Annotated in this window: 26 protein-coding genes; 17 read left to right on the top strand and 9 right to left on the bottom strand. The window is 69.3% G+C overall.

What is annotated here, in order from left to right; all coding sequences use genetic code 11:
• Nucleotides 1-25 precede the first annotated feature (25 nt).
• Genes nadA through ACFWHT_RS04785 form a run of 6 tightly spaced genes read left to right on the top strand, consistent with a single transcriptional unit; the run spans nt 26 to nt 6,630 of the window.
• The gene (nadA, locus tag ACFWHT_RS04810; RefSeq protein WP_378825952.1) at nt 26-1,327 is read left to right on the top strand and encodes a quinolinate synthase NadA; all 1,302 of its coding nucleotides are present in this window, start codon (nt 26-28) and stop codon (nt 1,325-1,327) included.
• Nucleotides 1,324-2,859: an L-aspartate oxidase gene (gene nadB, locus ACFWHT_RS04805; RefSeq protein ID WP_378825950.1), complete on the top strand. Its 1,536-nt coding sequence runs from the start codon at nt 1,324-1,326 to the stop codon at nt 2,857-2,859. Before nadA ends, nadB begins: the two co-directional genes overlap by 4 nt.
• Complete coding sequence (nadC, locus tag ACFWHT_RS04800) at nt 2,856-3,707, top strand: carboxylating nicotinate-nucleotide diphosphorylase (protein ID WP_378825948.1); 852 nt, start codon at nt 2,856-2,858, stop codon at nt 3,705-3,707. Before nadB ends, nadC begins: the two co-directional genes overlap by 4 nt.
• Nucleotides 3,708-3,712: 5 nt before the next feature.
• Nucleotides 3,713-4,852, top strand: coding sequence for a cysteine desulfurase family protein (locus tag ACFWHT_RS04795; protein ID WP_378825946.1), 1,140 nt, complete (start codon nt 3,713-3,715; stop codon nt 4,850-4,852).
• Nucleotides 4,853-4,912: 60 nt separating this feature from the next.
• Entirely contained in the window at nt 4,913-5,851 is a 939-nt protein-coding gene (locus tag ACFWHT_RS04790) for a glycosyltransferase family 2 protein (protein ID WP_378825944.1), read from the top strand.
• Between the two features lie 5 nt (nt 5,852-5,856).
• Entirely contained in the window at nt 5,857-6,630 is a 774-nt protein-coding gene (locus tag ACFWHT_RS04785; protein ID WP_378827901.1) for an SDR family NAD(P)-dependent oxidoreductase, read from the top strand.
• On the opposite strand, the gene ACFWHT_RS04780 is transcribed toward ACFWHT_RS04785, so the two are convergent.
• Entirely contained in the window at nt 6,627-8,507 is a 1,881-nt protein-coding gene (locus tag ACFWHT_RS04780; protein WP_378825942.1) for an ABC transporter ATP-binding protein, read from the bottom strand. The two genes, ACFWHT_RS04785 and ACFWHT_RS04780, sit on opposite strands and share 4 nt — an antisense overlap.
• Nucleotides 8,508-8,637: 130 nt before the next feature.
• Between ACFWHT_RS04780 and ACFWHT_RS04775 the strand changes: the two genes are divergently transcribed.
• Together ACFWHT_RS04775 and ACFWHT_RS04770 are read left to right on the top strand one after the other, a co-directional pair.
• Nucleotides 8,638-10,110, top strand: a complete 1,473-nt coding sequence (locus tag ACFWHT_RS04775; RefSeq protein ID WP_378825939.1) for an MDR family MFS transporter — start codon at nt 8,638-8,640, stop codon at nt 10,108-10,110.
• Between the two features lie 222 nt (nt 10,111-10,332).
• Nucleotides 10,333-11,430, top strand: coding sequence for a 3-deoxy-7-phosphoheptulonate synthase (locus tag ACFWHT_RS04770; RefSeq protein ID WP_378825937.1), 1,098 nt, complete (start codon nt 10,333-10,335; stop codon nt 11,428-11,430).
• Between the two features lie 42 nt (nt 11,431-11,472).
• Here the strand turns inward: ACFWHT_RS04770 and ACFWHT_RS04765 are convergent, their stop codons facing one another.
• Nucleotides 11,473-11,625, bottom strand: a complete 153-nt coding sequence (locus ACFWHT_RS04765; RefSeq protein WP_378825935.1) for a hypothetical protein — start codon at nt 11,623-11,625, stop codon at nt 11,473-11,475.
• A gap of 86 nt (nt 11,626-11,711) precedes the next feature.
• On the opposite strand from ACFWHT_RS04765, the gene ACFWHT_RS04760 reads away from it, so the two are divergent.
• From ACFWHT_RS04760 to ACFWHT_RS04750, 3 genes are all read left to right on the top strand, one after another.
• Entirely contained in the window at nt 11,712-12,185 is a 474-nt protein-coding gene (locus tag ACFWHT_RS04760; protein WP_378825934.1) for a DUF6328 family protein, read from the top strand.
• Nucleotides 12,186-12,307: 122 nt separating this feature from the next.
• Nucleotides 12,308-12,598 (top strand): Fe-S cluster assembly protein HesB, encoded by a 291-nt coding sequence (locus ACFWHT_RS04755; RefSeq protein WP_378825932.1) that lies wholly within the window; start codon nt 12,308-12,310, stop codon nt 12,596-12,598.
• Nucleotides 12,599-12,688: 90 nt separating this feature from the next.
• A complete protein-coding gene (locus ACFWHT_RS04750; RefSeq protein ID WP_378825929.1) occupies nt 12,689-13,264 on the top strand; it encodes a 1-acyl-sn-glycerol-3-phosphate acyltransferase in 576 nt (191 codons plus the stop codon).
• 43 nt (nt 13,265-13,307) lie between these two features.
• Here the strand turns inward: ACFWHT_RS04750 and ACFWHT_RS04745 are convergent, their stop codons facing one another.
• Nucleotides 13,308-13,847, bottom strand: a complete 540-nt coding sequence (locus ACFWHT_RS04745; RefSeq protein WP_378825927.1) for an alpha/beta fold hydrolase — start codon at nt 13,845-13,847, stop codon at nt 13,308-13,310.
• A 131-nt stretch (nt 13,848-13,978) separates the two neighbouring features.
• Nucleotides 13,979-14,530, bottom strand: coding sequence for a Dps family protein (locus tag ACFWHT_RS04740; protein WP_378825925.1), 552 nt, complete (start codon nt 14,528-14,530; stop codon nt 13,979-13,981).
• A 122-nt stretch (nt 14,531-14,652) separates the two neighbouring features.
• Between ACFWHT_RS04740 and ACFWHT_RS04735 the strand changes: the two genes are divergently transcribed.
• The gene (locus ACFWHT_RS04735) at nt 14,653-15,396 is read left to right on the top strand and encodes a 3-keto-5-aminohexanoate cleavage protein (protein WP_378825923.1); all 744 of its coding nucleotides are present in this window, start codon (nt 14,653-14,655) and stop codon (nt 15,394-15,396) included.
• 30 nt (nt 15,397-15,426) lie between these two features.
• Here the strand turns inward: ACFWHT_RS04735 and ACFWHT_RS04730 are convergent, their stop codons facing one another.
• Both ACFWHT_RS04730 and ACFWHT_RS04725 read right to left on the bottom strand, forming a co-directional pair.
• Nucleotides 15,427-15,918, bottom strand: a complete 492-nt coding sequence (locus ACFWHT_RS04730; protein ID WP_378825921.1) for a peptide-methionine (S)-S-oxide reductase — start codon at nt 15,916-15,918, stop codon at nt 15,427-15,429.
• A gap of 33 nt (nt 15,919-15,951) precedes the next feature.
• Entirely contained in the window at nt 15,952-16,653 is a 702-nt protein-coding gene (locus tag ACFWHT_RS04725; RefSeq protein ID WP_378825919.1) for a TetR/AcrR family transcriptional regulator, read from the bottom strand.
• Between the two features lie 57 nt (nt 16,654-16,710).
• Between ACFWHT_RS04725 and ACFWHT_RS04720 the strand changes: the two genes are divergently transcribed.
• Nucleotides 16,711-17,571: an NAD(P)H-binding protein gene (locus ACFWHT_RS04720; protein WP_378825917.1), complete on the top strand. Its 861-nt coding sequence runs from the start codon at nt 16,711-16,713 to the stop codon at nt 17,569-17,571.
• A 28-nt stretch (nt 17,572-17,599) separates the two neighbouring features.
• Here the strand turns inward: ACFWHT_RS04720 and ACFWHT_RS04715 are convergent, their stop codons facing one another.
• The gene (locus ACFWHT_RS04715) at nt 17,600-18,172 is read right to left on the bottom strand and encodes a TetR/AcrR family transcriptional regulator (protein WP_378825915.1); all 573 of its coding nucleotides are present in this window, start codon (nt 18,170-18,172) and stop codon (nt 17,600-17,602) included.
• Nucleotides 18,173-18,258: 86 nt separating this feature from the next.
• Between ACFWHT_RS04715 and ACFWHT_RS04710 the strand changes: the two genes are divergently transcribed.
• A complete protein-coding gene (locus ACFWHT_RS04710) occupies nt 18,259-19,326 on the top strand; it encodes a hypothetical protein (RefSeq protein ID WP_378825914.1) in 1,068 nt (355 codons plus the stop codon).
• 90 nt (nt 19,327-19,416) lie between these two features.
• Here the strand turns inward: ACFWHT_RS04710 and ACFWHT_RS04705 are convergent, their stop codons facing one another.
• Together ACFWHT_RS04705 and ACFWHT_RS04700 are read right to left on the bottom strand one after the other, a co-directional pair.
• The gene (locus tag ACFWHT_RS04705) at nt 19,417-19,935 is read right to left on the bottom strand and encodes a hypothetical protein (RefSeq protein WP_378825912.1); all 519 of its coding nucleotides are present in this window, start codon (nt 19,933-19,935) and stop codon (nt 19,417-19,419) included.
• A gap of 164 nt (nt 19,936-20,099) precedes the next feature.
• Nucleotides 20,100-20,900: an ABC transporter ATP-binding protein gene (locus tag ACFWHT_RS04700; protein ID WP_378825910.1), complete on the bottom strand. Its 801-nt coding sequence runs from the start codon at nt 20,898-20,900 to the stop codon at nt 20,100-20,102.
• Between the two features lie 98 nt (nt 20,901-20,998).
• Between ACFWHT_RS04700 and ACFWHT_RS04695 the strand changes: the two genes are divergently transcribed.
• The 3 genes from ACFWHT_RS04695 (at nt 20,999) to ACFWHT_RS04685 (ending at nt 23,618) form a co-directional block, all read left to right on the top strand.
• Nucleotides 20,999-21,766, top strand: coding sequence for a FadR/GntR family transcriptional regulator (locus ACFWHT_RS04695; RefSeq protein WP_378827899.1), 768 nt, complete (start codon nt 20,999-21,001; stop codon nt 21,764-21,766).
• A 374-nt stretch (nt 21,767-22,140) separates the two neighbouring features.
• Complete coding sequence (locus ACFWHT_RS04690) at nt 22,141-22,638, top strand: TetR/AcrR family transcriptional regulator (protein ID WP_378825908.1); 498 nt, start codon at nt 22,141-22,143, stop codon at nt 22,636-22,638.
• Nucleotides 22,635-23,618 carry a DMT family transporter gene (locus tag ACFWHT_RS04685; RefSeq protein ID WP_378825907.1) on the top strand — a complete coding sequence of 328 codons (984 nt, stop codon included), beginning with the start codon at nt 22,635-22,637 and terminating at the stop codon, nt 23,616-23,618. Before ACFWHT_RS04690 ends, ACFWHT_RS04685 begins: the two co-directional genes overlap by 4 nt.
• Nucleotides 23,619-23,695 lie beyond the last annotated feature (77 nt).

The following is a 23,695-nucleotide window of genomic DNA, read 5'->3' as shown; positions in this document are numbered from 1 at the left end:
CGACGTGACCAGAAGGCGGCGCCCGATGTCCACCCTCCCCCTCACCATCGATCCGTCGGTGGATCACGCCCTGCAGGCGATCGTGACCGGCGCCTCGACGGATGCCACCTGCACCACCGACCTGGCCGCAGGCCCCTGGGACTTCGACACCCGACCCGGATACGGCCCCGGCTCCTCGATGCGCGACGTCATCCCCACAGGGGCTCCGCGCCAGGGCGAGCTGCCCGCCGAGTACCGCACGGCCGACGAGGACGAGCTCGACGCCCGCATCCGCGCCGCCAAGCACGCGCTCGGCGACCGCGTCGTCGTGCTCGGGCACTTCTACCAGCGTGAGGAGGTCGTCCGTCACGCCGACTACGTGGGCGATTCGTTCCAGCTCGCGAACGCCGCGCTGGAGCATCCGGATGCCGATGCGATCGTCTTCTGCGGCGTGCACTTCATGGCCGAGACGGCGGACCTGCTCTCCGGCCCGGATCAGTCGGTCGTGCTGCCCAACCTGGCCGCCGGATGCTCGATGGCCGACATGGCCGACATCGACCAGGTGGAGGACTGCTGGGAGCAGCTGGCCGAGGTGCTCGGCCCGCTCGACGAGCCGGATGCCGACGGCCTCGTGCCGGTGATCCCTGTCACGTACATGAACTCCTCGGCCGCGATCAAGGGTTTCGTCGGACGGCACGGCGGAATCGTGTGCACGTCGTCCAACGCGCGCACCGTGCTGGAGTGGGCGTTCGCCCGCGGTCGCCGGGTGCTGTTCTTCCCCGACCAGCACCTCGGCCGCAACACCGCCAAGGCCATGGGCGTGCCCCTGGCGCAGATGCCCCTGTGGAATCCCCGCCGACCCCTCGGCGGTTCGACCGCCGCCGATCTGCGCGAGTCTCGCGTGATCCTCTGGCACGGATTCTGCTCCGTGCACCGCCGCTTCACGGTCGACCAGATCGACAAGGCGCGTGCCGAGCACCCGGGAGTGCGGGTGATCGTGCATCCCGAGTGCCCGATGGAGGTCGTCGACGCCGCCGACGAGGCAGGGTCGACGGACTACATCCGTAAGGCGATCGCCGGTGCCACCGAGCCCACCGCCTTCGCGATCGGCACCGAGATCAACCTGGTGCGGCGCCTGGCCGCGCAGCATCCGCAACATGAGATCTTCTGCCTCGACCCGGTCGTGTGCCCGTGCTCGACGATGTACCGCATCCACCCCGGCTACCTCGCCTGGGTGCTCGAGGAGCTCGTCGCCGGACGCACCCCCAACCGCATCCGCGTGTCCGACGAGGTCGCGGCGCCGGCTCGGCTGGCGCTGGAGCGGATGCTGGCCGCGAGGCCGCGATGAAGGTGCTCGTCGTCGGCGCCGGCATCGCGGGGCTCACCGCGGCGCTGCGCGCGGACGCCCTCGGCCACGAGGTCGAGGTGATCGTCAAGGGCGTGCTGGGCGGCGGCTGCACCGCGCACGCGCAGGGAGGCATCGCCGGTGAGTACGGACCCGGTGACTCCGCTGCACTTCACGCCCTCGACACCATGCACGCCGGCGACGGACACGGCGACCCGGTCGCGATCGCGGCGCTGGTCGACGGCGCGCACGCCGCCCTTGAGGCGCTCATCGACGCCGGTGTCCCGTTCGACCGGGCGCCCGACGGCGCGCTCGCCCGCGGGCTCGAGGCCGCACACAGCCTGCCGCGCATCGCGCACGCCGGCGGCGACGCGACGGGCCGGGCGATCTCCGATGCGCTGACCGCGCGGCTGCGGATGAGTGGCGTCCGGGTGCGCGAGCACGCCTTCGCCGCCGGCCTGCTCACCCGCGACGGCCGGGCCACGGGCATCCGCCTGCTGGACGGGACTCCCGTCGCCGGCGACGCCGTGGTGCTGGCAACCGGCGGAGCCGGGCAGCTGCACCCGTTCACCACGAACCCCGCAGGTGCCACGGGCGACGGGATCGCCATGGCGCTGCGCGCCGGCGCGGCCGTCGCCGACCTGGAGTTCGTGCAGTTCCACCCGACGGTTCTGGCCGGGTCGGACGCGTTCCTCATCTCCGAGGCGGTGCGCGGTGCGGGTGCCGTGCTGCGTGATGCCGACGGCCGGCGGTTCCTGCTCGACGAGCACCCCGACGGCGAGCTCGCTCCGAGAGATGTCGTCGCCCGGGCCGTGGCACGGCGAGCGCTCGCGCAGGGCTCTCCCGTGCTCCTCGACGCCACGGCGCTCGGTGCCGCACGACTGGCGTCCCGCTTCCCGACGATCGACGCGGAGCTGCGACGCCGCGGCTTCGACTGGTCCCGGGAGCCCGTGCCCGTGTCGCCCGCCGCGCACTATCTGATGGGCGGTGTCGTGACCGACATCGACGGACGCACCACCGTGCCCGGCCTGTGGGCGGTCGGCGAGACGGCGCGCACCGGCGTGCACGGCGCGAACCGCCTCGCGTCGAACTCCCTGCTGGAGGGGGCGGTGTTCGGGGCACGCGTGGCCGAGGCGCTTCAGGCCCCGGCACCGAACGCCGACTCCGGCGCCTTCCCGTCGCAGTTCGTCCCGCTTTCCCATCGCCTTTCCGGGACAGATCGCGACCCGGACGTGGTGTCGGACGTGACCCACGAGACGCATCGCGATCCGGGCCGCTCGGCCGACGGCTTCTCCCGGGAAGCACTTCAGCGCGTGATGTGGGAGAACGTCGGGCTCCTGCGCTATGATGCCGGACTCGCGACGGCGGTCGCGACGCTGAGCGGATGGCAGGAACCGTCGGCGCGCACGGCCGCGGCACAGGAGGATGCCAACCTCCTCGTCGTGGCCAGGGCGGCAGCATCCGCCGCTCTCGCCCGCACGGACTCGCTCGGCGCGCACTTCCGCCAGTCCCCCGCCCTGATCGGAGCCCGATGATCACTCCCGCCACTCTGGACCGCACCGTGCGCGCCGCGCTGGAGGAGGATGCCCCGTGGGGAGACCTCACCAGCGCCGCCCTGCTGCCGGCGGATGCCAGGGCCACCGCCGATCTCGTGGCCCGCGAGCCGGGCGTGCTCAGCGGGGGCGACGTCTTCGCGGCCGCTTTCACCCTCACCGACGCCACGGTCGAGGTCGACCTGCACGTCGCGGACGGCGACCGGTTCGGCGCAGGCGACGTGCTCGCCTCGGTGCAGGGGCCGGCGCGCAGCATCCTGACGGCCGAACGGGTCGCACTGAACTTCACGCAGCGGATGAGCGGGATCGCCACGTTGACCACGACCTACGTGGATGCTGTCGACGGCACCGGCGTGCGCATCGCCGACACCCGCAAGACCACGCCCGGGCTGCGCGAGTTCGAAAGGCACGCGGTCGTCTCGGGTGGGGGCAGCAATCACCGCCGGTCGCTGTCGGATGCGGTGATGGCCAAGGACAACCACCTCGCCGTACTGCGTCAGGGCGGTCACGACCTCGCCGGGGCGCTGCGCGATGCGCTCGCGCGCCTGCCGCACACCACCCACGTGGTCGTCGAGGTCGACCGGCTCGATCAGATCCCCGCAGTGCTCGACGGCGGCGCCGACACCGTGCTGCTGGACAACTTCTCGCTCGACGACCTGCGGTCGGCAGTCGCGCTCATCGCCGGTCGCGCGACCGCGGAGGCATCGGGCGGCGTCAGCCTCGACACGGTGCGGGCCATCGCCGAGACGGGCGTGCAGGTGATCTCAGTCGGCGCGCTGACGCATTCGGCCCGTGCGCTCGACCTGGGGCTTGACGTGCGGATCGGCTGACGCCGGTGCTCTATCTGGATCATGCCGCGACCTCGCCCGTACGCCCCGAGGTGCTCGAGGCGATGCGGCCGTACCTCACCGATGTGTTCGGCAACCCGTCCAGCCACCACACCGCCGGCGAGGCGGCCGCGGATGCGCTGGAAGACGCGCGCGCCCGCGTGGCCGCGGCTCTCGGGATGCGAGCCGGCGATGTAATCTTCACATCGGGCGGTACCGAGGCCGACAACCTGGCCGTCAAGGGCATCGTGCTCGCAAGCGGTCGCCACCATCTCATCACCACCCCGATCGAGCACGAGGCGCTCCTGGAGTCCGCCGGCTATCTGCAGCGGTTCCACGGCGTCGAGACGACGCTGCTGGACGTCGACGGGCAGGGCCTGGTCGATCCCGGCGATCTCGCCGCCGCACTGCGCGACGACACGGCTCTCGTCAGCGTCGCCCACGCGAACAACGAGGTCGGCACGGTGCAGGACATCGCGACGCTGGCGGCGATCGCCCGCGAGCGGCGCGTTCCCGTGCACGTGGACGCCGTGCAGTCCGCGGGCTGGCTCGATCTGCGCGAGCTGGGCGGGGGTGCGGGTGTCGACGCGATCTCGGTCGCCGGTCACAAGCTGGGGGCGCCGAAGGGCATCGGCGCGCTGGCCGTGCGCTCGCGGCTTCCCCTGGAACCGCTGCTGCACGGCGGCGGTCAGGAGCGCGGCCGGCGCAGCGGCACCGAGAACGTGGCCGGAGCGGTCGCGCTGGCCACGGCGATCGATCTCGCCGACGCGGAACGCACAGGCGCGGCGGCCGCGGTGGCCTCGGCGACCGCGGAGTTCATCGCCGGGGTCCTGGCCGCCGTGCCCTCCGCCGCGCTCACCGGTTCCCCCGATCACCGTCTGCCGAACCTGGCGAGCTTCACCTTCGCGGGCACGAGCGGTGAGGCCGTGCTGCTCGAGCTGGAGCGCCGCGGGGTCATCTCGTCCAGTGGGTCTGCGTGCGCCGCGGGCAGCGACGAGCCGTCCCCCGTACTGCTCGCACTCGGCATCCGGCCCGACATCGCCCGGACCTCCGTACGCTTCACGTTCGGGCGCAGCCCGCTTCCTTCCGGCGCGGGGGCGCACCTCGCCGCCCTCGTCGCCGCGGCCGTCTCCGCCGTCGCCGCCTGACACGCAGCGGGTCGCCGTCTCCCGAGCGCCGGGTCGCGCCCCGGTGCCTAGACTTGGAGCGTGCATCCGCTCGTGACGATGATCGTGCCCGGCCGCGACGTCGCCGCCTACGCTCCGGCCGCTCTCGAGTCGCTGCGCGCGCAGACCGAGACGCGCTGGCGCGCCCTGCTCGTCGACGACGGGTCGCTCGATGACACCGGCGCCGTTTTCGCGTCAGCGGCGGCATCCGACCCCCGCTTCGAGGTGCTGCACCACCACGAGGCTCGCGGGCTGGGCGCCGCCCGCAACATCGGCCTGGATCGGATCGACACCCCGTTCGTCGGCTTCCTGGACGCGGATGACGAGCTCACCCCCGCAGCCCTGCGGCGCTGGCTGGCGACGCTCGACGAATCCGGCAGCGACTTCGTCGCCGGGGCGTACGTGCGCAGCCGAGAGGTCGACGGCGTCTACCATCCGGGGCGCGTGCAGCCGTGGGTGGTGCAGGCGACCTCGCCCGCCCGGCTCGGCGTGACCCTCGCCGAGCATCCCGACGCGACCGCGAACATCGTGGCCTGGTCGAAGCTCAGCCGAGCGCACGTGTGGGACGACCTGCGCTTCCCCGAGAACGTCGCCTACGAGGACCAGGTGGTCGCGCAGCGGATGTACACGCAGGCGCGGGCTTTCGATGTGATCCCCGAGGTGGTCGTGCACTGGCGGATCCGCGCCGAAGGCACGTCGATCACACAGGGAAAGAACCGGTTGCCCGTGCTGCACGACTACCTCACCGCGCTGCGCGGCGGCATCCGGGTGCTGCGCGAGGCGGGCGCCGCCTCGGCCGTCGTCGCACGGCTGGATCTGATCCTGGCGATGGACCTGCCGCCTCTGCAGCGCATCGCGGCTCAGCATCCGGACCCCGGCTATGCCGCGGCGCTGCGCGCCTTCGAAGACGAACTGCGCGCTCTGCCGGAGTACGCCGACGCCTCCCCGGACCCGTCTCTCTCCACTGCACTGACCTGGTGAGGCTCATGAACCGCCACCTCGACTCCCTCTTCTCCCTGCAGGGACGCACCGCCGTCGTCACGGGAGGGTCCTCGGGAATCGGCCGGGCCATCGCCGCCTCGCTCGCCAGGGCGGGCGCCGCGACGGTCATCGTGGCCCGAGGCGCTGACCGGATCGAGACGACCGTGCGGGAGCTGGAGGATGCGGGATGCCGAGCGGCCGGCGTCGTGGGCGATCTCAGCACGCGCGCGGGCATCCGCGCGGTCGCGGATGCGGTGACCGAGCCGTTCGGTGAGCCGGACATCCTCGTCCACTCGGCCGGGATCAACATCCGGCCGCCCCTGACCGAGATCACGGAGGCCGACTGGGACGTCACGCTCACGGTCAACACGATGGCGCCGTTCCTGCTCGGCCAGCGCTTCGCGCCGGGCATGGCAGAGCGCGGCTTCGGACGACTGATCCACGTCAGTTCGCAGCAGGCTCACCGTGCTTTCGTGTCCAGTGGCGTGTACGGCGTCTCGAAGGGCGCGGTCGAGTCGCTCATGCGCTCTGAGGCCGAGGCCTGGGGTGGCACCGGTGTCACGAGCAACACGCTTGTGCCCGGTTTCGTGCTGACCCCGCTGAACGCCCGCCTTCAGGACGACGCGGCGAAGGTCGCCGAGCTCGCGGCGCGCACGATGATCGACCGCAACGGACTCCCCGAGGACTTCGCCGCAGCGGCCGTGTTCCTCGCCGGACCGGGGTCGGGGTACGTCACCGGCCACTCGCTGTTCGTCGACGGTGGGCTCTCAGCCCACTAGATCTCCGTGTGCGGCTCGATGCGCGAGGCGGCCACCTGCTGCGCGGCGAGGTCTGCGTACAGGCCCCCGGCCGCGAGAAGATCCGCATGCGTGCCGGACTCGACGATCCGGCCTGCTTCGAGCACGTGGATGGCATCGGCGCCCATCACCGTCGACAGCCGATGCGCGATGGAGATCACCGTCCGTCCCTTCGCGGCCTCGTCGAGCGCCTCCTGGACGACACGCTCCGAGACCGTGTCGAGTGCGGAAGTGGCCTCGTCGAGCAGCAGCACCGGCGGGTCCTTGAGCAGCACGCGCGCGATGGCGATGCGCTGCTTCTCACCACCCGAGAGCCGGTAGCCGCGCTCTCCCACGACCGTGTCGTAGCCCTTCTCGAACCCGGCGATGACGTGGTGGATGTTGGCGGCCCGGCACGCCTGCTCGAGCTCCGCGTCGGTGGCATCCGGCTTGGCGTACCGCAGGTTCTCGCGGATCGTCGAGTGGAAGAGATAGGTCTCCTGCGAGACGATCCCGATGTCGTCGATGATCGAATCCTGTCGCAGCCCGCGCACGTCGGCGCCGGCGAAGCGCACCGATCCGCCGCTCGCCTCGTACAGCCGGGGCGCGAGGTACAGGATCGTCGTCTTGCCCGCGCCGGACGGCCCCACGAAGGCGACGTGACTGCCCGGCTCCGCGACGAAGGAGACGCCGTCCAGGGTCGGAGGTGCGTCGGCCGCGGCATCCGGATAACGGAACACGACGTCGTCGAACTGGACCCGGCCGCGGGGACCCGGTGCCGCGAGCACGTCGACCGCGCCCGGCGCGTCGCCGATCTGCGGCACGAGATCGAGATACTCGAAGATGCGGGCGAACAGCGCGCGCGAGGTCTGCAGGTCGAGCGCCACGCGCATTAGACCCATCAGCGGCATGAGCAGCCGCGCCTGAACCGTGGTGAACGCGACGATCGCGCCCGCTGTGATGTCACCCGTGCCGCCGGTGATGAAGAGCCCGGCGACCAGGTAGATGACGGCCGGCACGCTGGCCATCAGCACCTGCACGACGGCGAAGAAGCCCTGACCGCTCATCGCCCTGCGCACCTGCAGGCGCACCTGATTGCGGTTCTCGTCCTGGTAGCGCACCGACTCGGTGCGCTGCCTGTTGAACGACTTCGACAGGAGGATGCCCGAGACGCTCAGCGTCTCCTGGGTGATGCTGGTGAGCTCCGAGAGCGACTCCTGGGTCTCGGCCGCGATGCGCGCCCGGACCTGCCCGACCCGGCGCTGGATGAGCACCAGGATCGGCATCATCACGACGGCGATCAGCGTGAGACGCACATCGATGAGGATCATCGCGACCAGTGACGCGATGACGGTGACCGTGTTGCCCAGGATGCTGGTGACCGTGTTGGTGAGCACTCCGGAGACTCCGCCGACGTCGTTCTGCAGCCGCGACTGGATGACTCCGGTCTTGGTGCGGGTGAAGAATCCCAGTTCCATGGCCTGCAGATGCTCGAACAGCTTCACCCGCAGGTCGCCGGTGACCTCGTTGCCGACGGTCGAGGTGAGCCAGGTCTGCACGACGCCGAGTGCCGCCGACAGCAGGAACAGCGCGATCATCACGCCGACCAGCAGCGAGAGCAGATTGAGATGCGGTCCGCCTCCCTCCAGCGGGAAGAGCGCATCGTCGAAGATCCGCTGCACGAGCAGCGGCGGAACCACCGCGAGGCCCGCTCCCACCACGACCAGCAGGGCAGTGAGAGCCAGACGTCCGCGGTACCGGGAGAAGAGCGCCACGACACGACGCCCGAGTCCGCGCACCCTCGGGGCTTCGGCGTTCAGGCGCCGCTGCGCGGCCTCATCCACTCCGCGGAACCCTGCTCCCCGCCCGCCCATGCTCATTCCCTCAGGCTACTGCGCGAGTGCGACATCGATCCGCGCGGAATGAATCGTCCGGGGCAGCGGTTACGCTGTAACGCTGACCTGTCGCATTCGCGACGATTCCATCCGCGCTGACTCTCCGAGGAGCACCATGTCCGCCGTTCACACCGGCCCCTCCCCCGTGCAGCCCGCGTCCTCGGGATTCATCCCCGCGAAGGACATGGCCGTGATCTGGGTGCTGCTCGCGGCCGCCTTCGTGGCCATTCTCAACGAGACCACGATGGGCATGGCCATCCCGCATCTCATCTCCGATCTGGGCATCACCCCGATCGCGGCGCAGTGGGTGACGAGCGCGTTCATGCTCACCATGGCGGTCGTGATCCCCATCACCGGGTTCCTGCTGCGCCGCTTCACCACCAGGCAGATGTTCCTCGGGGCCATCACGCTGTTCTCGGTCGGCACGCTGATCGCCGCGCTGGCGACCGGCTTCCCGATGCTGCTCGGCGCGCGCATCGTGCAGGCCTCGGGCACCGCGGTCATGATGCCGTTGCTGATGACCACGATCATGAACCTCGTCCCCGCCGCCTCGCGCGGTCGGATGATGGGTCGCGTCAGCATCGTCATGTCGCTCGCGCCGGCGATCGGGCCGACGATGTCGGGCTTCCTGCTCGACCACTTCGGCTGGCGGGCGATCTTCGTCGTCGTGCTGCCCATCGCACTCGTCGCGATGTTCATCGGCTGGCGCTGGCTGACGAACGTCGGAGAGACCACTCACGCACCCATCGACGTGCTCTCGATCATCCTGTCGGCGTTCGGATTCGGCGGCCTCGTCTTCGGCCTCAGCCAGATCGGCAGCATGGGCAGCGGCGCGAGCTCGGTCCCGATGGCGATCGCGATCGCCGTCGGCGTGCTCGGCCTGCTGCTGTTCCTGTGGCGTCAGGTGGCGCTGCAGAAGAAGGACGACGCGCTGCTCGATCTGCGCGTGTTCACCTCGCGGGACTTCTCGCTGTCGATGGTGCAGATGTTCCTGCTGTCGCTGGCCTTCTTCGGCAGCATCACCGTCATCCCGCTGTTCCTGCAGGACGCGCTCGAGCTGACCGCGCTCGACGCCGGGCTCGTGGTGCTTCCCGGAGCGCTCGCCATGGGCCTGCTCGGTCCGGTGATCGGTCGCATCTACGACAGCCACGGCACGCGCATCCTGCTCATCCCCGGCGCGATCCTCGCCGCCTCGATGCTGTGGCTGTTCACGACGCTGACCGTCGACAGCTCCATCTGGCTCGTGCTGGCCGCCCAGACGCTGCTCTCGGTGGGACTCGCCCTCTCGTTCACGCCGCTGTTCACCGCCTCGCTCGCGTCGCTCAAGCCCAAGTTCTACTCGTACGGGAGCGCCGTGATCGGCACCGTGCAGCAGGTCGCGGGTGCCGCCGGCATCGCCGTGATGATGGCGGTCTTCACGGCGGTCGCGAACGCCGGTGGAGGCACCGAGGTGCCGGCCGCCGTCGCCGCGGGCACACGCGCCTCGGTCACTCTCGGCGCGATCATCGCCACGGTCACGATCGTCGGCGCATTCCTCATCCGCAAGCCGGAGGACGACGGCGAGCACGTCCCCCACGGCGGTCACTGATCCGCGTGCCGGGGCGGTGCGGCCACCGCGCCGTCCCGGCGTGCGGTAATGTGTGCGCATGATCACCCGTCGGTATGCGTATTTCGAGTCGGCTCTGGAGGAGCCGGCGCGAATGTAGCGCGCACCGACACCTTCAGAGCCGACAGGGCAGAGCATCCGCTCTGCCCTTCGCCGTTTCGGCGGGCTCTGCGCAGGGTCCGCCTCCACAGGACAGGACCCTTCATGCACATCGACACCGCCGACGTTCACATCACCGGCTTCGCCGCTCTGCCCTCACCGGCCGACATCGTCGGCGAGCTGCCGGTCTCGGATGCGCTCGCATCCCGCGTCTCCGATGCCCGCCGCGACGTCCGCGCCGTCATGCGCGGCGACGACGACCGTCTGCTGGTCATCGCAGGCCCCTGCTCCATCCACGATCCGGATGCGGGCCTCGAATACGCGAGCAGGCTGGCTGCCGAGGCCGAACGGCATCGGGGGGAGCTGGTCGTGCTCATGCGCACCTACTTCGAGAAGCCGCGCACCACGGTCGGCTGGAAGGGCCTCATCAACGACCCGCATCTGGACGGCAGCCACGACATCGCAGCAGGTCTGCGCATCGCCCGGGGCTTCCTGCGCGACGTGACCGCACTCGGCCTGCCCTGCGCGACCGAGTTCCTCGAGCCGATCAGCCCGCAGTACACGGCCGACCTCATCGCCTGGGGCGCCATCGGAGCGCGCACGACCGAAAGCCAGATCCATCGGCAGCTGGCGTCTGGGCTGTCGATGCCGATCGGGTTCAAGAACGGCACCGACGGAGGTCTGCAGGTGGCTCTGGACGCGGCCGCCGCGGCATCCTCCCCTCAGGCCTTCCTCGGCATCGGCTCGGACGGGCGCGCCAGTCTCGTGACCACCACCGGCAACCCCGACACGTCGGTGATCCTGCGCGGCGGCGCCGATGGCCCCAACTACGCGGCGGAGCACGTCCGCCGCGCCGCGGAGCGCCTGGGAGCGGCAGGGCTCGTCGACCGGCTGATCGTCGATGCCAGTCACGGCAACAGCGGCAAGGATCACGTCCGGCAGTCCGAGGTCGCCGAGGAGCTCTCCCGGCAGATCGCCGCCGAAGGCGGAGCGATCGCGGGCGTCATGCTGGAGAGCAACCTCGTGGCGGGCGCGCAGAGGCATCACGTCTCGCAGGGTGCGGCAGGCCTGGTGCGCGGTCAGAGCATCACCGACGCATGCATGGGGTGGGATGCCACGGTCGCGGCGCTCGAGAACCTGGCCGCGGCTTCCCGGGCGCGGAGTGCGGCCGGGACGCCCGTCGCCCCTGACCTGGTCTCGTGACCCGCTGCGTCAGCGCACCCTCCGGGTGGCGTCCCCGTGCGTTCAGCGCGCCGCGCCACCCGGGCCGGCGGGCGGCAGCGTGCAGCGGCCGTCGACGCACATGCCCGCGGGAGAGTCCTGACCGATGACCTGCAGACGCGGCGGCGCGGTGAGCACCGGCGTCTCGGTCGTCTCGGGAGCCTGCTTGTCAGCCATCCCACGATGGTACGCCTCTCTCGACACGACGGCGCCGGAGCGCGCCATCCCGCACGGTTCGCAGCCGTGCGTGTACCGTGCCGGACATGGATGCAGCGCAGCAGCGCCCGGGTGAGACGCCGTCGGAACGGGCCGACCGCAACTGGAACGAGCTCATGCAGGAACTGCGCGTGATGCAGACCGGCACCCAGATCCTCACCGGATTCCTGCTGGCCGTGGCGTTCCAGCCGCGCTTCGCCGACCTCGACGCCGTCCAGCGCACCCTCTACGTGGTGCTGGTGCTGCTGGCGGCGTCGGCGACGGTGCTCGCGCTCGCGCCGGTGGGGATGCACCGGCTGCTGTTCCAGCAGAACCGCAAGATCGAGCTGGTGAGGATGGCGAACCGGCTCGTCAAGGCGAATCTCGTGGTGATCGGCGCGGTCACCGTGGGCGTCGTCGCTCTGATCCTGGATGTCACGCTCAGTCGGCCCGCCGCGGTCGGAGCCGCTGCGACGGGCGTCGTCGTGATCCTGCTCCTCTGGGTCGGGGTGCCTGTTCTGCTTCGGCGCGGGACGGAATGATCCCGCAGGTGTGAATGCCCTCAGAGTCCGCGGTCTCGGGTTGAACGCATGTCTCGAGTCGGGAATCGTGGCCCGGACACCGCGCTGGATGGTGCGGTGTCCGTGACCGAAAGGAAAGCGACATGCTCACCCTGACCGAGAACGCGAACACGATCGCGGCGACCATCGTCGCCCAGCAGGGCTCGACGCCCGATGCGGGACTGCGCATCCATTCGTCGGGAACGGAGGCGGAGCCGCGATTCGCGGTGACGATCGCGCCGACGCCGGAACCCGGCGACGAGGTCATCGGTGACGAGGAGCTTCGCGTCTTCCTGGAGCGAGCCGTCGCCGAAGCACTCGACGACAAGGTCCTGGATGCCAGCGTCGACGAGCAGGGAGCAGTGTCGTTCACCCTCCTGCCGCAGCCGGCCTGATCGGATGCCCGCGAGGGGCCGTCGCCCGTGAATCGGGCGGCGGCTCTTCGTATGCCGTCCCGCGCATGGCCGGTCGCCTACGGTGAAGTGATGCTTCGACGACTTCTCGCGCGGGTGTTCTGGACGTTCAGCCGCTGGACGCTGAAGGTCGAATCCGTGCCCTCACGGCCCACTGTGCTCGTCGGTGCGCCGCACACCTCCAACTGGGACTTCGTCCTCATGCTGGCCATCGCCTGGCGGCTGCGCATCGACATCCGGTGGCTGGGCAAGAAGAGCCTTTTCTCCGGCTGGCGCGGGCCGATCATGCGGGCGATGGGTGGCATCCCGGTCGACCGCAGCGACCCCAGCCGCGTCGTCGAGGAGATCGTGACCCGGGTGCGCGACGGGGAATCGTTCTGCCTGGTGGTCACCCCCGACGGCACCCGGCAGGGACACGCGCATTGGAAGTCGGGCTTCTACCGCATCGCCCGCGAGACCGGGCTGCCCGTCACGCTCGGCTACGTCGACCGCACGAGCATGACGACGGGACTCGGGCCCTCCTGGGAAGTCACCGGCGATGTCTCGGCCGACATGGATCGCATCCGCGCCTTCTATGCCGACAAGGCGGGCCTGCGCCCGGAGCACCGCGTCGAGCCCCGTCTGCGCGAGGAGACCGCCGGGGAGTGAACCCTGGCGGACGTCCGCCTCACGGCGCCGCGAGCGCCGTGGCTCAGTCCCAGTCCAGGTACTCCTCGATGATGACCGCGGTCTCGATCGGGTGGGACACCGGGAAGTGGTGGTCGGCGTCGGGGAGCGTCTTCACGCTCGCGCGCTCCGGAGCCGTCGCCTGCAGACGGTCGCCGTTCACAGGCGGCGTGACGTCGTCGGTCGCGCCCTGGATGATCAGCACGGGCAGGGCCGGCGCCAGCGCGATGTCCTCGTCCTCGACGCCGAGCAGCAACAGGCCGTTCGAGCGCTCGTGGTGCTCGGCCACGACGTGGCGGGCGAGCGTGCCCCCGCCGCCGTGGCCTCCGATCCACGCATCCTCCAGACCGACGTGATCCATCACCGCGACGACCTCCTCGACGCTGTCCGCGCCGATCTGCACCACGCGGAAGCCCGCCTCCTCGGCGAGATAGTGCGCGATCACGGCGAGCGCCTCGCCGGTGCGGCCGATGCCGGGGATGAGCACCAGTCCGACCGGGCCCTCGCCCTCGTCGACGAACGGCACGGTACGGCCTTCGAGGTCGAAGGTGCTGATCTGCGTCACGGTCGCCTGCTCTCTGTGGTTCGTGGTGGTCGTCCGCCGATCGCGAACCACCCCATTCACCGTATTCAGGCCATCGCCCGCAGACAAGTTCGGGAGGGGCGACGCGATCGTCACCCCTCCCGAAGCCGTGCTCAGCGCGCGGCGGGCGTGCGGGACTCGGCGCTGACCATCCAGGCGAACTGCTCGAGCTTCTCGATGATCTGATGCAGGATGTCGGCCGAGGTGGGGTCTTCCTCATCGACCTCGTCGTGCACGCCGCGCATGGTCGCGACGACCGCCTCGAGCCGTACCGTGATCAGACCGACCGTGTCCTCCGTGGAGACCTCGCCGGCGGGGAAGGGCGGCAGCGCGGTCGCCTGAGCGACCGTGGCGCTGCGCCCGTCGGGGACGGCGTGCAGCGCGCGCATCCGCTCGGCGACGGTGTCGCTGAACGCCCGGGCGGCGACGATGATCTCGTCGAGCTGGCGGTGCATGTCGCGGAAGTTCCGACCGACGACGTTCCAGTGCGCCTGCTTGCCCTGCAGCGACAGTTCGAGCAGGTCGACGAGCACCGCCTGCAGGTCTGCTGACAGCGTGGGCGATGCGGTGAAGCCTTTCTCGGTGTTCTGCCTGCGGGTCGTCTTCGCAGCCGATCCCGAGGCCGTGTCCTTCTTCGTCGTGGTCTTCTTCTTCGTCTCAGCCATGCGCTGCCTCCTCTGAATCTCGCCGCCGGACGGCGATCGAACACGGTGGCGACGCTACCGTCGCGCTCGGCCGGGCTGCAGGGGGTTGACATCCGCAGGTGCGGGACCGGCATGATCGACGGATGCTCCTCCAGGCCTGCCTCAACGGCGCGCGGCGCCGCGACGAGCATCCTGCGCTGCCGACGACCGCCCTCGAGCTTGCCTCCGACGCGGCGCTCGCCGCGGCCGCGGGGCTCAGTGCTGTTCACCTTCACGTCAAGGACGACTCCGGCGCCGACACCCTGGCCGCCGATCCGCTGACCGAGGTTCTGCACAGCGTGCGCCGGGCCGCGGAAGCACTCGCGATCGGCGTGACGACCGGTGCGTGGACGCTTCCCGATCCGCAGGAACGCGTAGAAGCGATCCGCGGCTGGACCGCCCTGCCCGACTTCGCGTCGGTCAACTGGCATGAGGACGGAGCGGATCAGGTGGCGATCGCGCTCCTCGAACGGGGAGTGGATGTGGAGGCCGGACTCTGGACGCACGAAGCCGTCGAGAGGTGGGCGCGTTCCGCCGTTCGCGATCGATGCGTGCGGATCCTCATCGAGCTGCCCGACGCGCCGGATGCCGACACGACCTCTCTCAGAGCGCGTCGCATGATCGACGCCGTCGAGGCCGTCGATCCTCGGCATGCGCCGGTGCTGCTCCACGGGGAGGGCCGCAGCACGTGGGACGCACTGGCGTCAGCCGCCTCGCGCGGTCTCGACGCCCGCATCGGTCTCGAGGACACTCTCGAGCTGCCGGACGGAAGCCCCGCCCCCGACAACGCGTCACTCATCGACGCCGCCAGGCAGCTGATCCAGCGGAGCGCCCGCCGACACCGGTGAGAGCTTCCGCGCCTTCTCCGCGCAGCGAGATCAGCGGCGGTATCGCGTGAGCAGTTCTTCGGGCAGGTGACACGAGTCCTCGCGCGAACGCGCGAGCCGATGATGATGCTCCTCGGCGCTTCGCACGTAGTTGGCGAGCGGAAGCACTTCGACCGCGATGAGCGCCGCGTCGTCTCTCGCCGTGATGAACGCCCGCGCGGCAGCGAGGTGGGCCGGATCCCGCGAGTACAGGCCGGTGCGGTACTTCTCGCCGACATCCGGTCCCTGCTTGTTCCGGCTGTACGGGTCGATGATCTCGAACAGGTGCGCCATCAGCTGCGTGACGCCGATGACAGCCGGGTCGAAGCGCGTCCGCACGCACTCCGCGTAGCCGTCGTACTCGCCGTCGAGATGCCGGCTCGTGCCGTTGGCCCGTCCCGCCTCGGTGAACGTCACTCCGTGCAGTGTCGAGACGAAGGCCTGCACGCCCCACAGGCATCCGCCCGCGAGGTGCAGCTCCTGCGTCGCCCGCTCAGCATCCACACGACGATCGTACGGGTGAATGGCGTGGCGAGGTCATCCCTCCGCACCGGTCGGCCTGCAGATGCCAGCGATGACGAACTCGGTTCGGCGATCGTAGTCCGCACGCGGAGGCAGCTCACCGTGTTTGAGAGCCAGCGCGTTGTTGTGGGTCAGCGCCTGGAAATCGCCCGATGTGAACCCGTCGACCAGGACGCCAACGGCGTGGCCCTGTTCCACCAGGGTGTCGTGAAACTCTCCCCCGACACGGCACAGCGCCACGAGCGGCTTCGAGTCGGGATACTCCTGAAGCAGGACGTCGTTGACCGCCGGGACCCGGTACTGAAGGTCGCGGATCGCACGGACGTACCAGCGGATCCGCTCTCGGACTCCGGTCACGGACCGCGCCTCGTCGATCACCGCACTCATCTCCGCCGCGACGACGTCGTCGAGCACGGCATCGATCAGGCCGACTCTTCCCCCGAGCCGGTTGAAGATCGTCGCCTTGCTCACGTTGGCGACCGCGGCGATCTCCTCGAGCGGCGCAGAGAGCCCGCGTTCCCGGAACACCGTCGTCGCCGCGACGCGGATCCGGTCGACGTTACGGCGGGCGTCCGAGCGAAGAGCGGACGGTGGTGAAGCATCGGACACGATGAGCCCTCCCTCCGAGGCGATGAACTTGATCATACTGGTCAACTTCCGCCCGGATGGGTTACCCTGGCTAAGTTGACCTACGTGGTCAAGTTTTTGCGTCGCCACTTCGAATCCGTCTCAAGACCGGATGTCGGGACGGCGCCACCTTCGAAAGGACTTCGGATGATCATCGTCACCGGTGCGACCGGCGCACTCAATGGGGCCACCGTCGAGCATCTGCTCAAGCGGATTCCGCCGCACCGGATCGGCGTCAGCGTCCGCGACGCGGCGCGTGCCGCGCATCTGGCCGACCGAGGCGTTCGCGTGCGAGAAGGGAGCTACGACGACTTCGCTGCTCTGCGCCACTCGTTCGCCGATGCCGAGCAGGTGCTCCTGGTCTCGTCCAGCGACCTCGCCGCTGACGTCGTCACACAGCATCGGACGGCGATCGATGCCGCGGTCGATGCCGGGGCGCAGCGGATCCTGTACACCAGCGCCCATGGGTCAGGCTTCACGACGCCCTATCCGCCGCTCGCGATTCACGCCGCGACCGAACAGCACCTCGCAGCCTCCGGTGTCGGCTGGACCGCACTGCGCAACGGCTTCTACGGCGACCCCCACCAGCTCCTCGGCGCGTGGCGGCAGACGGGGACGATCGCCATGCCTGCCGATGGCCCCTTCTCCTGGATAGACCGGCGAGATGCAGCGCAAGCCGCTGCAGCCATCCTCACCTCCGACGCTCCTCTTGACGGGCCCATCGATCTCACCCTGCCCCAGCCCGTCACCCTCGCCGACTTCGCGGCGGCCGCATCCGAACTCACCGGTCGCCGCATCGATCGCGTCGTCGTCGACGACGACACGTGGGTCGCCGATCAGATCGCCTCCGGCGTCGCAGAAGCGGTCGCGCGATTCACCCTGTCGATGTTCGAGGCGACGCGGACCGGGCACTTCGCCGGTTCGGACCCCACTCTCTCGCGCCTGCTCGGACGCGAACCTCGCGGCATCGTCGATCAGCTCAGGACCCGGCCTACGGAGATGCCGTGAACTGGTGAGGCGGCCGGGCAGGCGCGCGTCATCGGTCAGGCTTCGTCACTGCAGCATGAACGTCCATGATCTCGTCGACGAAGGTCGAGAGCTCGGTTCCTGGCGCGGGTGATTCCAGCCAGCGGTCGACCGCGAGGTACATGACCGTGACAGCGAGGTCCGCCAGAAGGCGCGACGAGATGTCATCGATCCCCCGCGCGATCAGTCCGTCCTCGACGGATCGCGAGAGATCGTGCCGCTTTGCGAACTCGCGCTCACGAAGCATCTGATCCGTCGCGATGATGGCGCGCACACGACGAACGCGCTCCTTCCTTTCCCGGAACTGGTCCTTGACCGACTGCTGCAGCAGGTGACGCACGATCTCGATCGGAGCGAGATCAGAAGGCGCTGCCTCGATGACCTGTCGCGCGTATGCGGTCATCGCACCGTCTGCGAACAGCACCTCCCGCTTGTCGGCGAAATGACGGAAGAAGGTTCTCGTGGTGAGGCCGGCCAGCTCTGCGATCTCCGGCACGGTCGTCGAAGCGAACCCCTTCGCCTCGAACAGTTCCAGCGCCGCGCTCTCCAGCCGGCCGCGGGAATCGGGAGCCCATCTCGCCATACGGCAACCCTAGCTGATGACACGTCGTGTCATCAACATGCTAGTGTGATGACACTGCATGTCATCACACTAGGAGGCAGCGAATCATGGAACAACTCGACGAGGTGTGGGTGCTGGGCGGAACCGGAAGGATCGCGAAGCGGGCGGCAGCGATGCTCGCCAAGAACGGCGCCCGGACCGTGCTCGTGGGGAGGAACGCCGTTCGGCTCGACGAGGCGGCCGCCGAGACCGGAGCAGCCGAGACGCTGAGCGTCGACGATCCGACCGCGATGGCTGACGCGATCCGGCGCCAGCGGCCTGCGGTGGTGGTGAACACGGTGGGGCCGTTCGCAACGACGTCCCAGACGCTGGCCGAGGCCTGCCTCCCCACCACGTCCTATGTCGACATCGCCAACGACATGACGTCGGCTGCGGCGATCATCGAGCTCGACGAGACCGCGCGTCGACACGGCCGCACCCTGGTGACCGGCGCCGGCTTCGGTGTGGTCGGAACCGAGGCTCCGCTCACGCTCCTGTGTGACGGCCGTCCGGCGCCGGCCAGAGTCCGCGTGGACTCCGCAGCATCGCTCGCGATCCCGGCCGGAACGCTCGGCCAGGCCATGTCCGACACGCTCATCGACATGTTCTCGACGAGTGGCCGGCACGTCGTGGACGGCCGATTCGCCTCTGCTCCGATCGGCTCCTCGTCGCGGTCGCTCACACTTCCCGACGGGAGCACGGTCATGACGGGGGCCTGGCCGTCCGCAGACCTGATCGCCGCGCACCGCGTCAGCGGAGCACCCGAGATCGTCGCGGCGACGACGGAGGTTCCGACCGGACGGGTGGCCCGCGCCGCGCTTCCGATGGCGCGAGCAGCCCTGCGTGTGCGAGGGCTGCGCCGGCTCGCCACCCGCGGCTTGGCCACCATGCGACTGCGCGAGCGCCCCATGACCCGGGCCGACTCCTGGGGCCACGCGTCTGCCGAGTGGCCCGACGGGCAGACACAGGATGCCTGGCTTCGCGCGGGTGATGCCAACGACTTCACCGCGCGCGTTCTGGCCGAGGCCGCTCTCCGCATCCTGCACGGGCACGCGTCGCCGGGCGCGGGCACCCCCATCCGGCTGCTGGGCGCCGACCTTGTCGAGACGGCAGGAGGCGAGGTCTACCTCTCCTGAACTGCACTGACCGACGGTCTTCCCACACGAGCGCACGCGACCGCCGCACGTCGACCTCGCCGTCCGGCAGGGAGCGCCTTGGTGCTCGCGTCACGCAGTCTGTGCAGTCGCGTCGCTTCGGCGGTCGACCCGGCGGTGGTAGCCACGCATGGCCAGCCGGGCGAGGGGCTGTGCAAGGAGCGCCTCGACCACGAACGCGATCATGAAGTTTCGCGGCCAGCTCTCGAAGAAGTGCACCAGGGGCCCTGAGGTCAGGCTCCAGGTTCCGATCCAGGTCCCGACGACGGTGAGGATCACGGAGATCAGCAGCACGCTGCACAGTGTGTCCGCGAAGATGTGCGCGCGGAAGCTGTCTCCCTTGCGCACGACGAGACCGGTGAGCCACATCGCGGGCTTGCGCGTCAGCAAGACGACCGCCACGACGACGACCCACAGCAGCGGGAGCACTCGCAGCACCCCGAGCCACATGTCGAGAGTGAAGCCGATGCTCAGGCCGGAGATGATCACGGGAATGATGTTCACCGAGATCAACGAGATGACGAGCACGAACAGCAGTGACTCCCCCGCTGATCGCGGAAGGTGGGTACCGAATTTGTGGTGGTCGCTCATGAAGGTCTCTCTCTTGACACGAAAAAGCGCCCCTCCCGAGGAATCGGGACGGACGCTGGATCTGACGGTTATACGCGCTGGGTTGGTTCTAATTCTAACGCATGCGCCAGGCCACCTGATCCGCTCGGAGTACAGGTGGTCGACGGCGACTGTCGTCGATGGGCCTACCCGTAGGCCCTCGGGCGTGCCCGAGCCTGCCAACGCCCAGCGCGGTGCTCGATCTCGATCGGATGGTCGAAGCACTCGCTCACCCGCTCGGTCGTCAGCACCTCTCGCACTGGACCAGAAGCGTGAAGTCGTCCGTGCTTGACCAGCATCGCGTGCGTGGTGGTCGTGGGCAGCTCCTCGAGGTGGTGCGTCACCAGGATGGTCGCGAGATCTCGGCGCGCCCGGTGAAGCTCGTCAATGGTCGCGAGGAGCTCTTCGCGCGCGGCGACATCGAGACCCGTGGAAGGTTCGTCCAGGAGCAGGAGCGGAGGGTCGGGTAGCAATGCACGCCCGATCAGGGTCCGTCCCCGTTCGCCTTGCGACATCGTCGGCCAGGTAGCCGCTTCAAGGCCGGTGAGGCCGAGCATCTCGATCAGCTCCTCGACGCGAGCTCGGATGACGCCGTCCGGGGACCAGCGCGGCATCGGCTCTGTCGTTCCCGTTGCGCCCGTGAGGATGACCTGCCGGACAGTGAGCGGCGAGTTGAGCGGGTGACGCGGATTGACGTGCCCGATGGACTCGCGAAGTTCTCGGATGTCGACGCGACCGAGCTTGCGCCCGAGGACATGGACGCTCCCATGGGTGGGATGCTCGACTGCTCCACACATGCTCAGGATGGTGCTCTTGCCGGCTCCGTTCGGACCGATCAGCGCCCACCGCTCCCCTGCGCGAACGGTCAGATCGATGTCAGCGAGAATCTGCCGAGATTCCCGCACGAAGTCCACCGCTTCCAGACGAAGAACCTCCCGGTCAACCATGTGCGCTCCCCCGTTCCGGACGCTCGCCTGATCGGCAATGGATCCCAACGTGATCCGCACAGCGAAGCCGGTTGCGAGTGTGAGGTGAGTGCGTGCTCATGCGCTTCCTTCGGTCTGAGTCGCGCAGCTTTGGCGCAGGGAGTGGACGGACCGGGATAGACTCTATCCCAACTTGTCAGACAAGTAGTGAAGTGGAGGACCTGATGGCACAGGTGACACGCACTCCGCTCGCAGAGCAGGCGGCCGATCTCCTGCTGGAGCGCATCCGCGCCGGCGAGTGGACGCTCGGCTCAAAGCTGCCTGGCGAGAACACGCTCGCGCCCCAGCTCGGAGTCGGTCGATCGACTGTGCGCGAAGCGATCCGACGCCTTGCAGGGCAGGGGGTTCTCGCGACACGTCAGGGTGCCGGCGTCTTCGTAGCCGCGCTCGATGTCGTCGAGGACTGGGGTACGACGCTGCGAAAAGTCGACATCAACGCCGTGATCGAGGCGCGCATCGCGATCGAAGTCGAAGCGGCCGCCCTGGCGGCCGATCGGCACTCCCCGGCTGAGCTGAACGCGATCAGAAACGCCGCAGATGAGCGCGATGCCCAGCGAGACGACCTCGTCATGCATGTCGACGCGGACATCGCCTTCCACCGCACGATCGTCACAGCGGCGCACAACCCGATCCTCGTCGACCTGTTCGACAGCTTCACTCCGCGCAGCCGCCAAGCCATGATCGATCTGCTGCGTCTGCGAGGGGAATTCGGGAGCGATGCCGATCAGCACGCACATACGAGGATCCTCGTTGCGATCGCTGAGCGCGACGGTCATGCAGCGTCGGCACTGGCGCGACAGCACCTGCTGACACTGAGAATGGACTGAGGATGCCGACCGCCGGTTCCCCTCCATGGGGGCTTCGACGAACGTCAAGTCGGACTCCCCCAGTTGCGTCTATACGTCCGTGGAGTACAACCAACCCGAGAACGGTCCATCGAACATATGCAGGCCTATCTGGAAGATAAACCTGAACTCCACCGCATTCCGTCACGGAGAACCATCACGCCGCACGTGGACTCCGCCTGCGCGCTCGGCTCCAAGAACCTGTCGTGACCCGGTCGACGCCATAAGGCAGTCTAGGTAGACTGGTCTACCTAGAGAGTCGGCGAGACAGGTGCCACGAGATGTCAGGTCAACGAGTAGTGCCAGCGCGAGAGCGTCTGCTCGACGCAGCATCGCGACTGTTCTACGCCCATGGGATGGCCGCGACGGGGATTGACGCGGTCACCGCTGAGGCCGGGGTGGCGAAGATGAGCCTGTACAACAATTTCGCCTCGAAAGACGAGCTGATCTCGGCGTACATCGAGGCGCGCCACGAGGAGTGGCTGGCTCTGCATCGGGGCCGCGCCGAGGCGGCGCGTACACCGTCGGAGCGCGTGCTGGCGGTCTTCGACGCCTACGTTGATCACGCGTCCCAGGCGTACGAGCATGGCTTTCGTGGATGCGGGCTGCTTAATGCGGCTGCGGAGCTTCCGGTCGGCGCGGCCGGTCGCGACGCTGTGCGTCGCCACAAGGAGCAGGTCGAACAGATCCTCATCGATGGCCTGGCCGAAGCGGGTGCGACCGATCCTGCAGGAACGGCGGAGCACTTCTCGTTCCTCCTTGAGGGAGCGATGAGCCGCGCGGGGCTGGAGGGGAGGCCGGACAGGCTGCTGGCGGCTCGGCGGCTCGCGGCATCGATACTGGAGCGCGGATGAGCCGCGACCGGCTGTGTGGCATCGCGGCGATCACTGTCACGTCACTACTCTGGGGCACAACGGGCACCGCGGCGACGTTCGCACCGGGCGTCGGTCCGCTCGCGATCGGCGCAGCCGCACTCGGCATCGGCGGGCTCCTGCAGGCCGCGGTCGCCATCCCCGCGCTGCGCCGGGCAGGAGCCTCGCTCCGCGCGCGGTTCGGCGTCGTAGTGCTGGGCGCGATGGCTGTGGCTGTGTACCCGCTGTCGTTCTACAGTTCGATGCACTACGCGGGTGTGGCCGTCGGCTCGGTGATCTCACTGGCGTCGGCACCGCTTGCGTCCGGGTTGCTCGAGCGACTCGTGGACGCGTCGCCGCTGAGCCGCTGGTGGGTGCTGGCCGCGGGGCTGGGCATCGTCGGCAGCATCGCGCTATGCGCGTCGAAGCTGGACGGACCCGCCGCGGATGCGACATCGACCCTCATCGGGATCGGGCTCGGGCTTGTCGCCGGGGCGACCTACGCGATGTACTCGTGGGTCGTGCACGGGCTGATGCGCTCGGGCATCGACCGTTCCGCGGCGATGGGCTCCGTGTTCGGCGCGGGAGGCGCTCTGCTGCTCCCTGTGCTGCTGCTGACCGGCGCGCCGCTGGTCGCGTCCGCGCAGAACCTCGCGGTGGCGGGATACATGGCCCTGGTGCCGATGTTCCTCGGATACCTGGCCTTCGGCTATGGGCTCATGAAGGTCTCCGCGAGCACAGCGACCACGGTGACCCTGACCGAGCCGGCGATCGCCACCGTCCTGGCCGTCGTGGTCGTCGGCGAGCGCCTCGGCCCGCTCGGCTGGGTGGGCCTGTGCGTGATCGGCTTCGTGCTACTCATCCTCGCCTTCGCCCCGACCAACGCGGCGTCGCCGCCCCGCACCCTTTCGGGCGGAAATGCGCCTGAAGAACCGGATCGAGCAGGCACGGCGACCGCACCGCCCGGACAGAGCGTGGCATGACCACAACGACGAAGGACAACGCTATGAACAGCCCAGCACGACAAGACGAGTCCGCTTATCCTACGGTCGAGACCGTT

Source organism: Microbacterium sp. NPDC058342 (genome assembly GCF_042723935.1).
GTDB lineage: Bacteria > Actinomycetota > Actinomycetes > Actinomycetales > Microbacteriaceae > Microbacterium.
The sequence above is the reverse complement of the archived record's forward strand: the minus strand, read 5'-3'. Positions and strand labels throughout refer to the sequence as shown.

Bases quoted from the DNA above. Each gene is read 5' to 3' on its own strand.
- nadA (WP_378825952.1), top strand. From the start codon at position 26: ATGTCCACCCTCCCCCTCACCATCGATCCGTCGGTGGATCACGCCCTG.
- nadB (WP_378825950.1), top strand. From the start codon at position 1,324: ATGAAGGTGCTCGTCGTCGGCGCCGGCATCGCGGGGCTCACCGCGGCG.
- nadC (WP_378825948.1), top strand. From the start codon at position 2,856: ATGATCACTCCCGCCACTCTGGACCGCACCGTGCGCGCCGCGCTGGAG.
- ACFWHT_RS04785 (WP_378827901.1), top strand. From the start codon at position 5,857: ATGAACCGCCACCTCGACTCCCTCTTCTCCCTGCAGGGACGCACCGCC.
- ACFWHT_RS04780 (WP_378825942.1), bottom strand. From the start codon at position 8,507: ATGAGCATGGGCGGGCGGGGAGCAGGGTTCCGCGGAGTGGATGAGGCC.
- ACFWHT_RS04775 (WP_378825939.1), top strand. From the start codon at position 8,638: ATGTCCGCCGTTCACACCGGCCCCTCCCCCGTGCAGCCCGCGTCCTCG.
- ACFWHT_RS04770 (WP_378825937.1), top strand. From the start codon at position 10,333: ATGCACATCGACACCGCCGACGTTCACATCACCGGCTTCGCCGCTCTG.
- ACFWHT_RS04765 (WP_378825935.1), bottom strand. From the start codon at position 11,625: ATGGCTGACAAGCAGGCTCCCGAGACGACCGAGACGCCGGTGCTCACC.
- ACFWHT_RS04760 (WP_378825934.1), top strand. From the start codon at position 11,712: ATGGATGCAGCGCAGCAGCGCCCGGGTGAGACGCCGTCGGAACGGGCC.
- ACFWHT_RS04755 (WP_378825932.1), top strand. From the start codon at position 12,308: ATGCTCACCCTGACCGAGAACGCGAACACGATCGCGGCGACCATCGTC.
- ACFWHT_RS04750 (WP_378825929.1), top strand. From the start codon at position 12,689: ATGCTTCGACGACTTCTCGCGCGGGTGTTCTGGACGTTCAGCCGCTGG.
- ACFWHT_RS04740 (WP_378825925.1), bottom strand. From the start codon at position 14,530: ATGGCTGAGACGAAGAAGAAGACCACGACGAAGAAGGACACGGCCTCG.
- ACFWHT_RS04735 (WP_378825923.1), top strand. From the start codon at position 14,653: ATGCTCCTCCAGGCCTGCCTCAACGGCGCGCGGCGCCGCGACGAGCAT.
- ACFWHT_RS04720 (WP_378825917.1), top strand. From the start codon at position 16,711: ATGATCATCGTCACCGGTGCGACCGGCGCACTCAATGGGGCCACCGTC.
- ACFWHT_RS04715 (WP_378825915.1), bottom strand. From the start codon at position 18,172: ATGGCGAGATGGGCTCCCGATTCCCGCGGCCGGCTGGAGAGCGCGGCG.
- ACFWHT_RS04710 (WP_378825914.1), top strand. From the start codon at position 18,259: ATGGAACAACTCGACGAGGTGTGGGTGCTGGGCGGAACCGGAAGGATC.
- ACFWHT_RS04705 (WP_378825912.1), bottom strand. From the start codon at position 19,935: ATGAGCGACCACCACAAATTCGGTACCCACCTTCCGCGATCAGCGGGG.
- ACFWHT_RS04700 (WP_378825910.1), bottom strand. From the start codon at position 20,900: ATGGTTGACCGGGAGGTTCTTCGTCTGGAAGCGGTGGACTTCGTGCGG.
- ACFWHT_RS04695 (WP_378827899.1), top strand. From the start codon at position 20,999: ATGCGCTTCCTTCGGTCTGAGTCGCGCAGCTTTGGCGCAGGGAGTGGA.
- ACFWHT_RS04690 (WP_378825908.1), top strand. From the start codon at position 22,141: ATGGCCGCGACGGGGATTGACGCGGTCACCGCTGAGGCCGGGGTGGCG.
- ACFWHT_RS04685 (WP_378825907.1), top strand. From the start codon at position 22,635: ATGAGCCGCGACCGGCTGTGTGGCATCGCGGCGATCACTGTCACGTCA.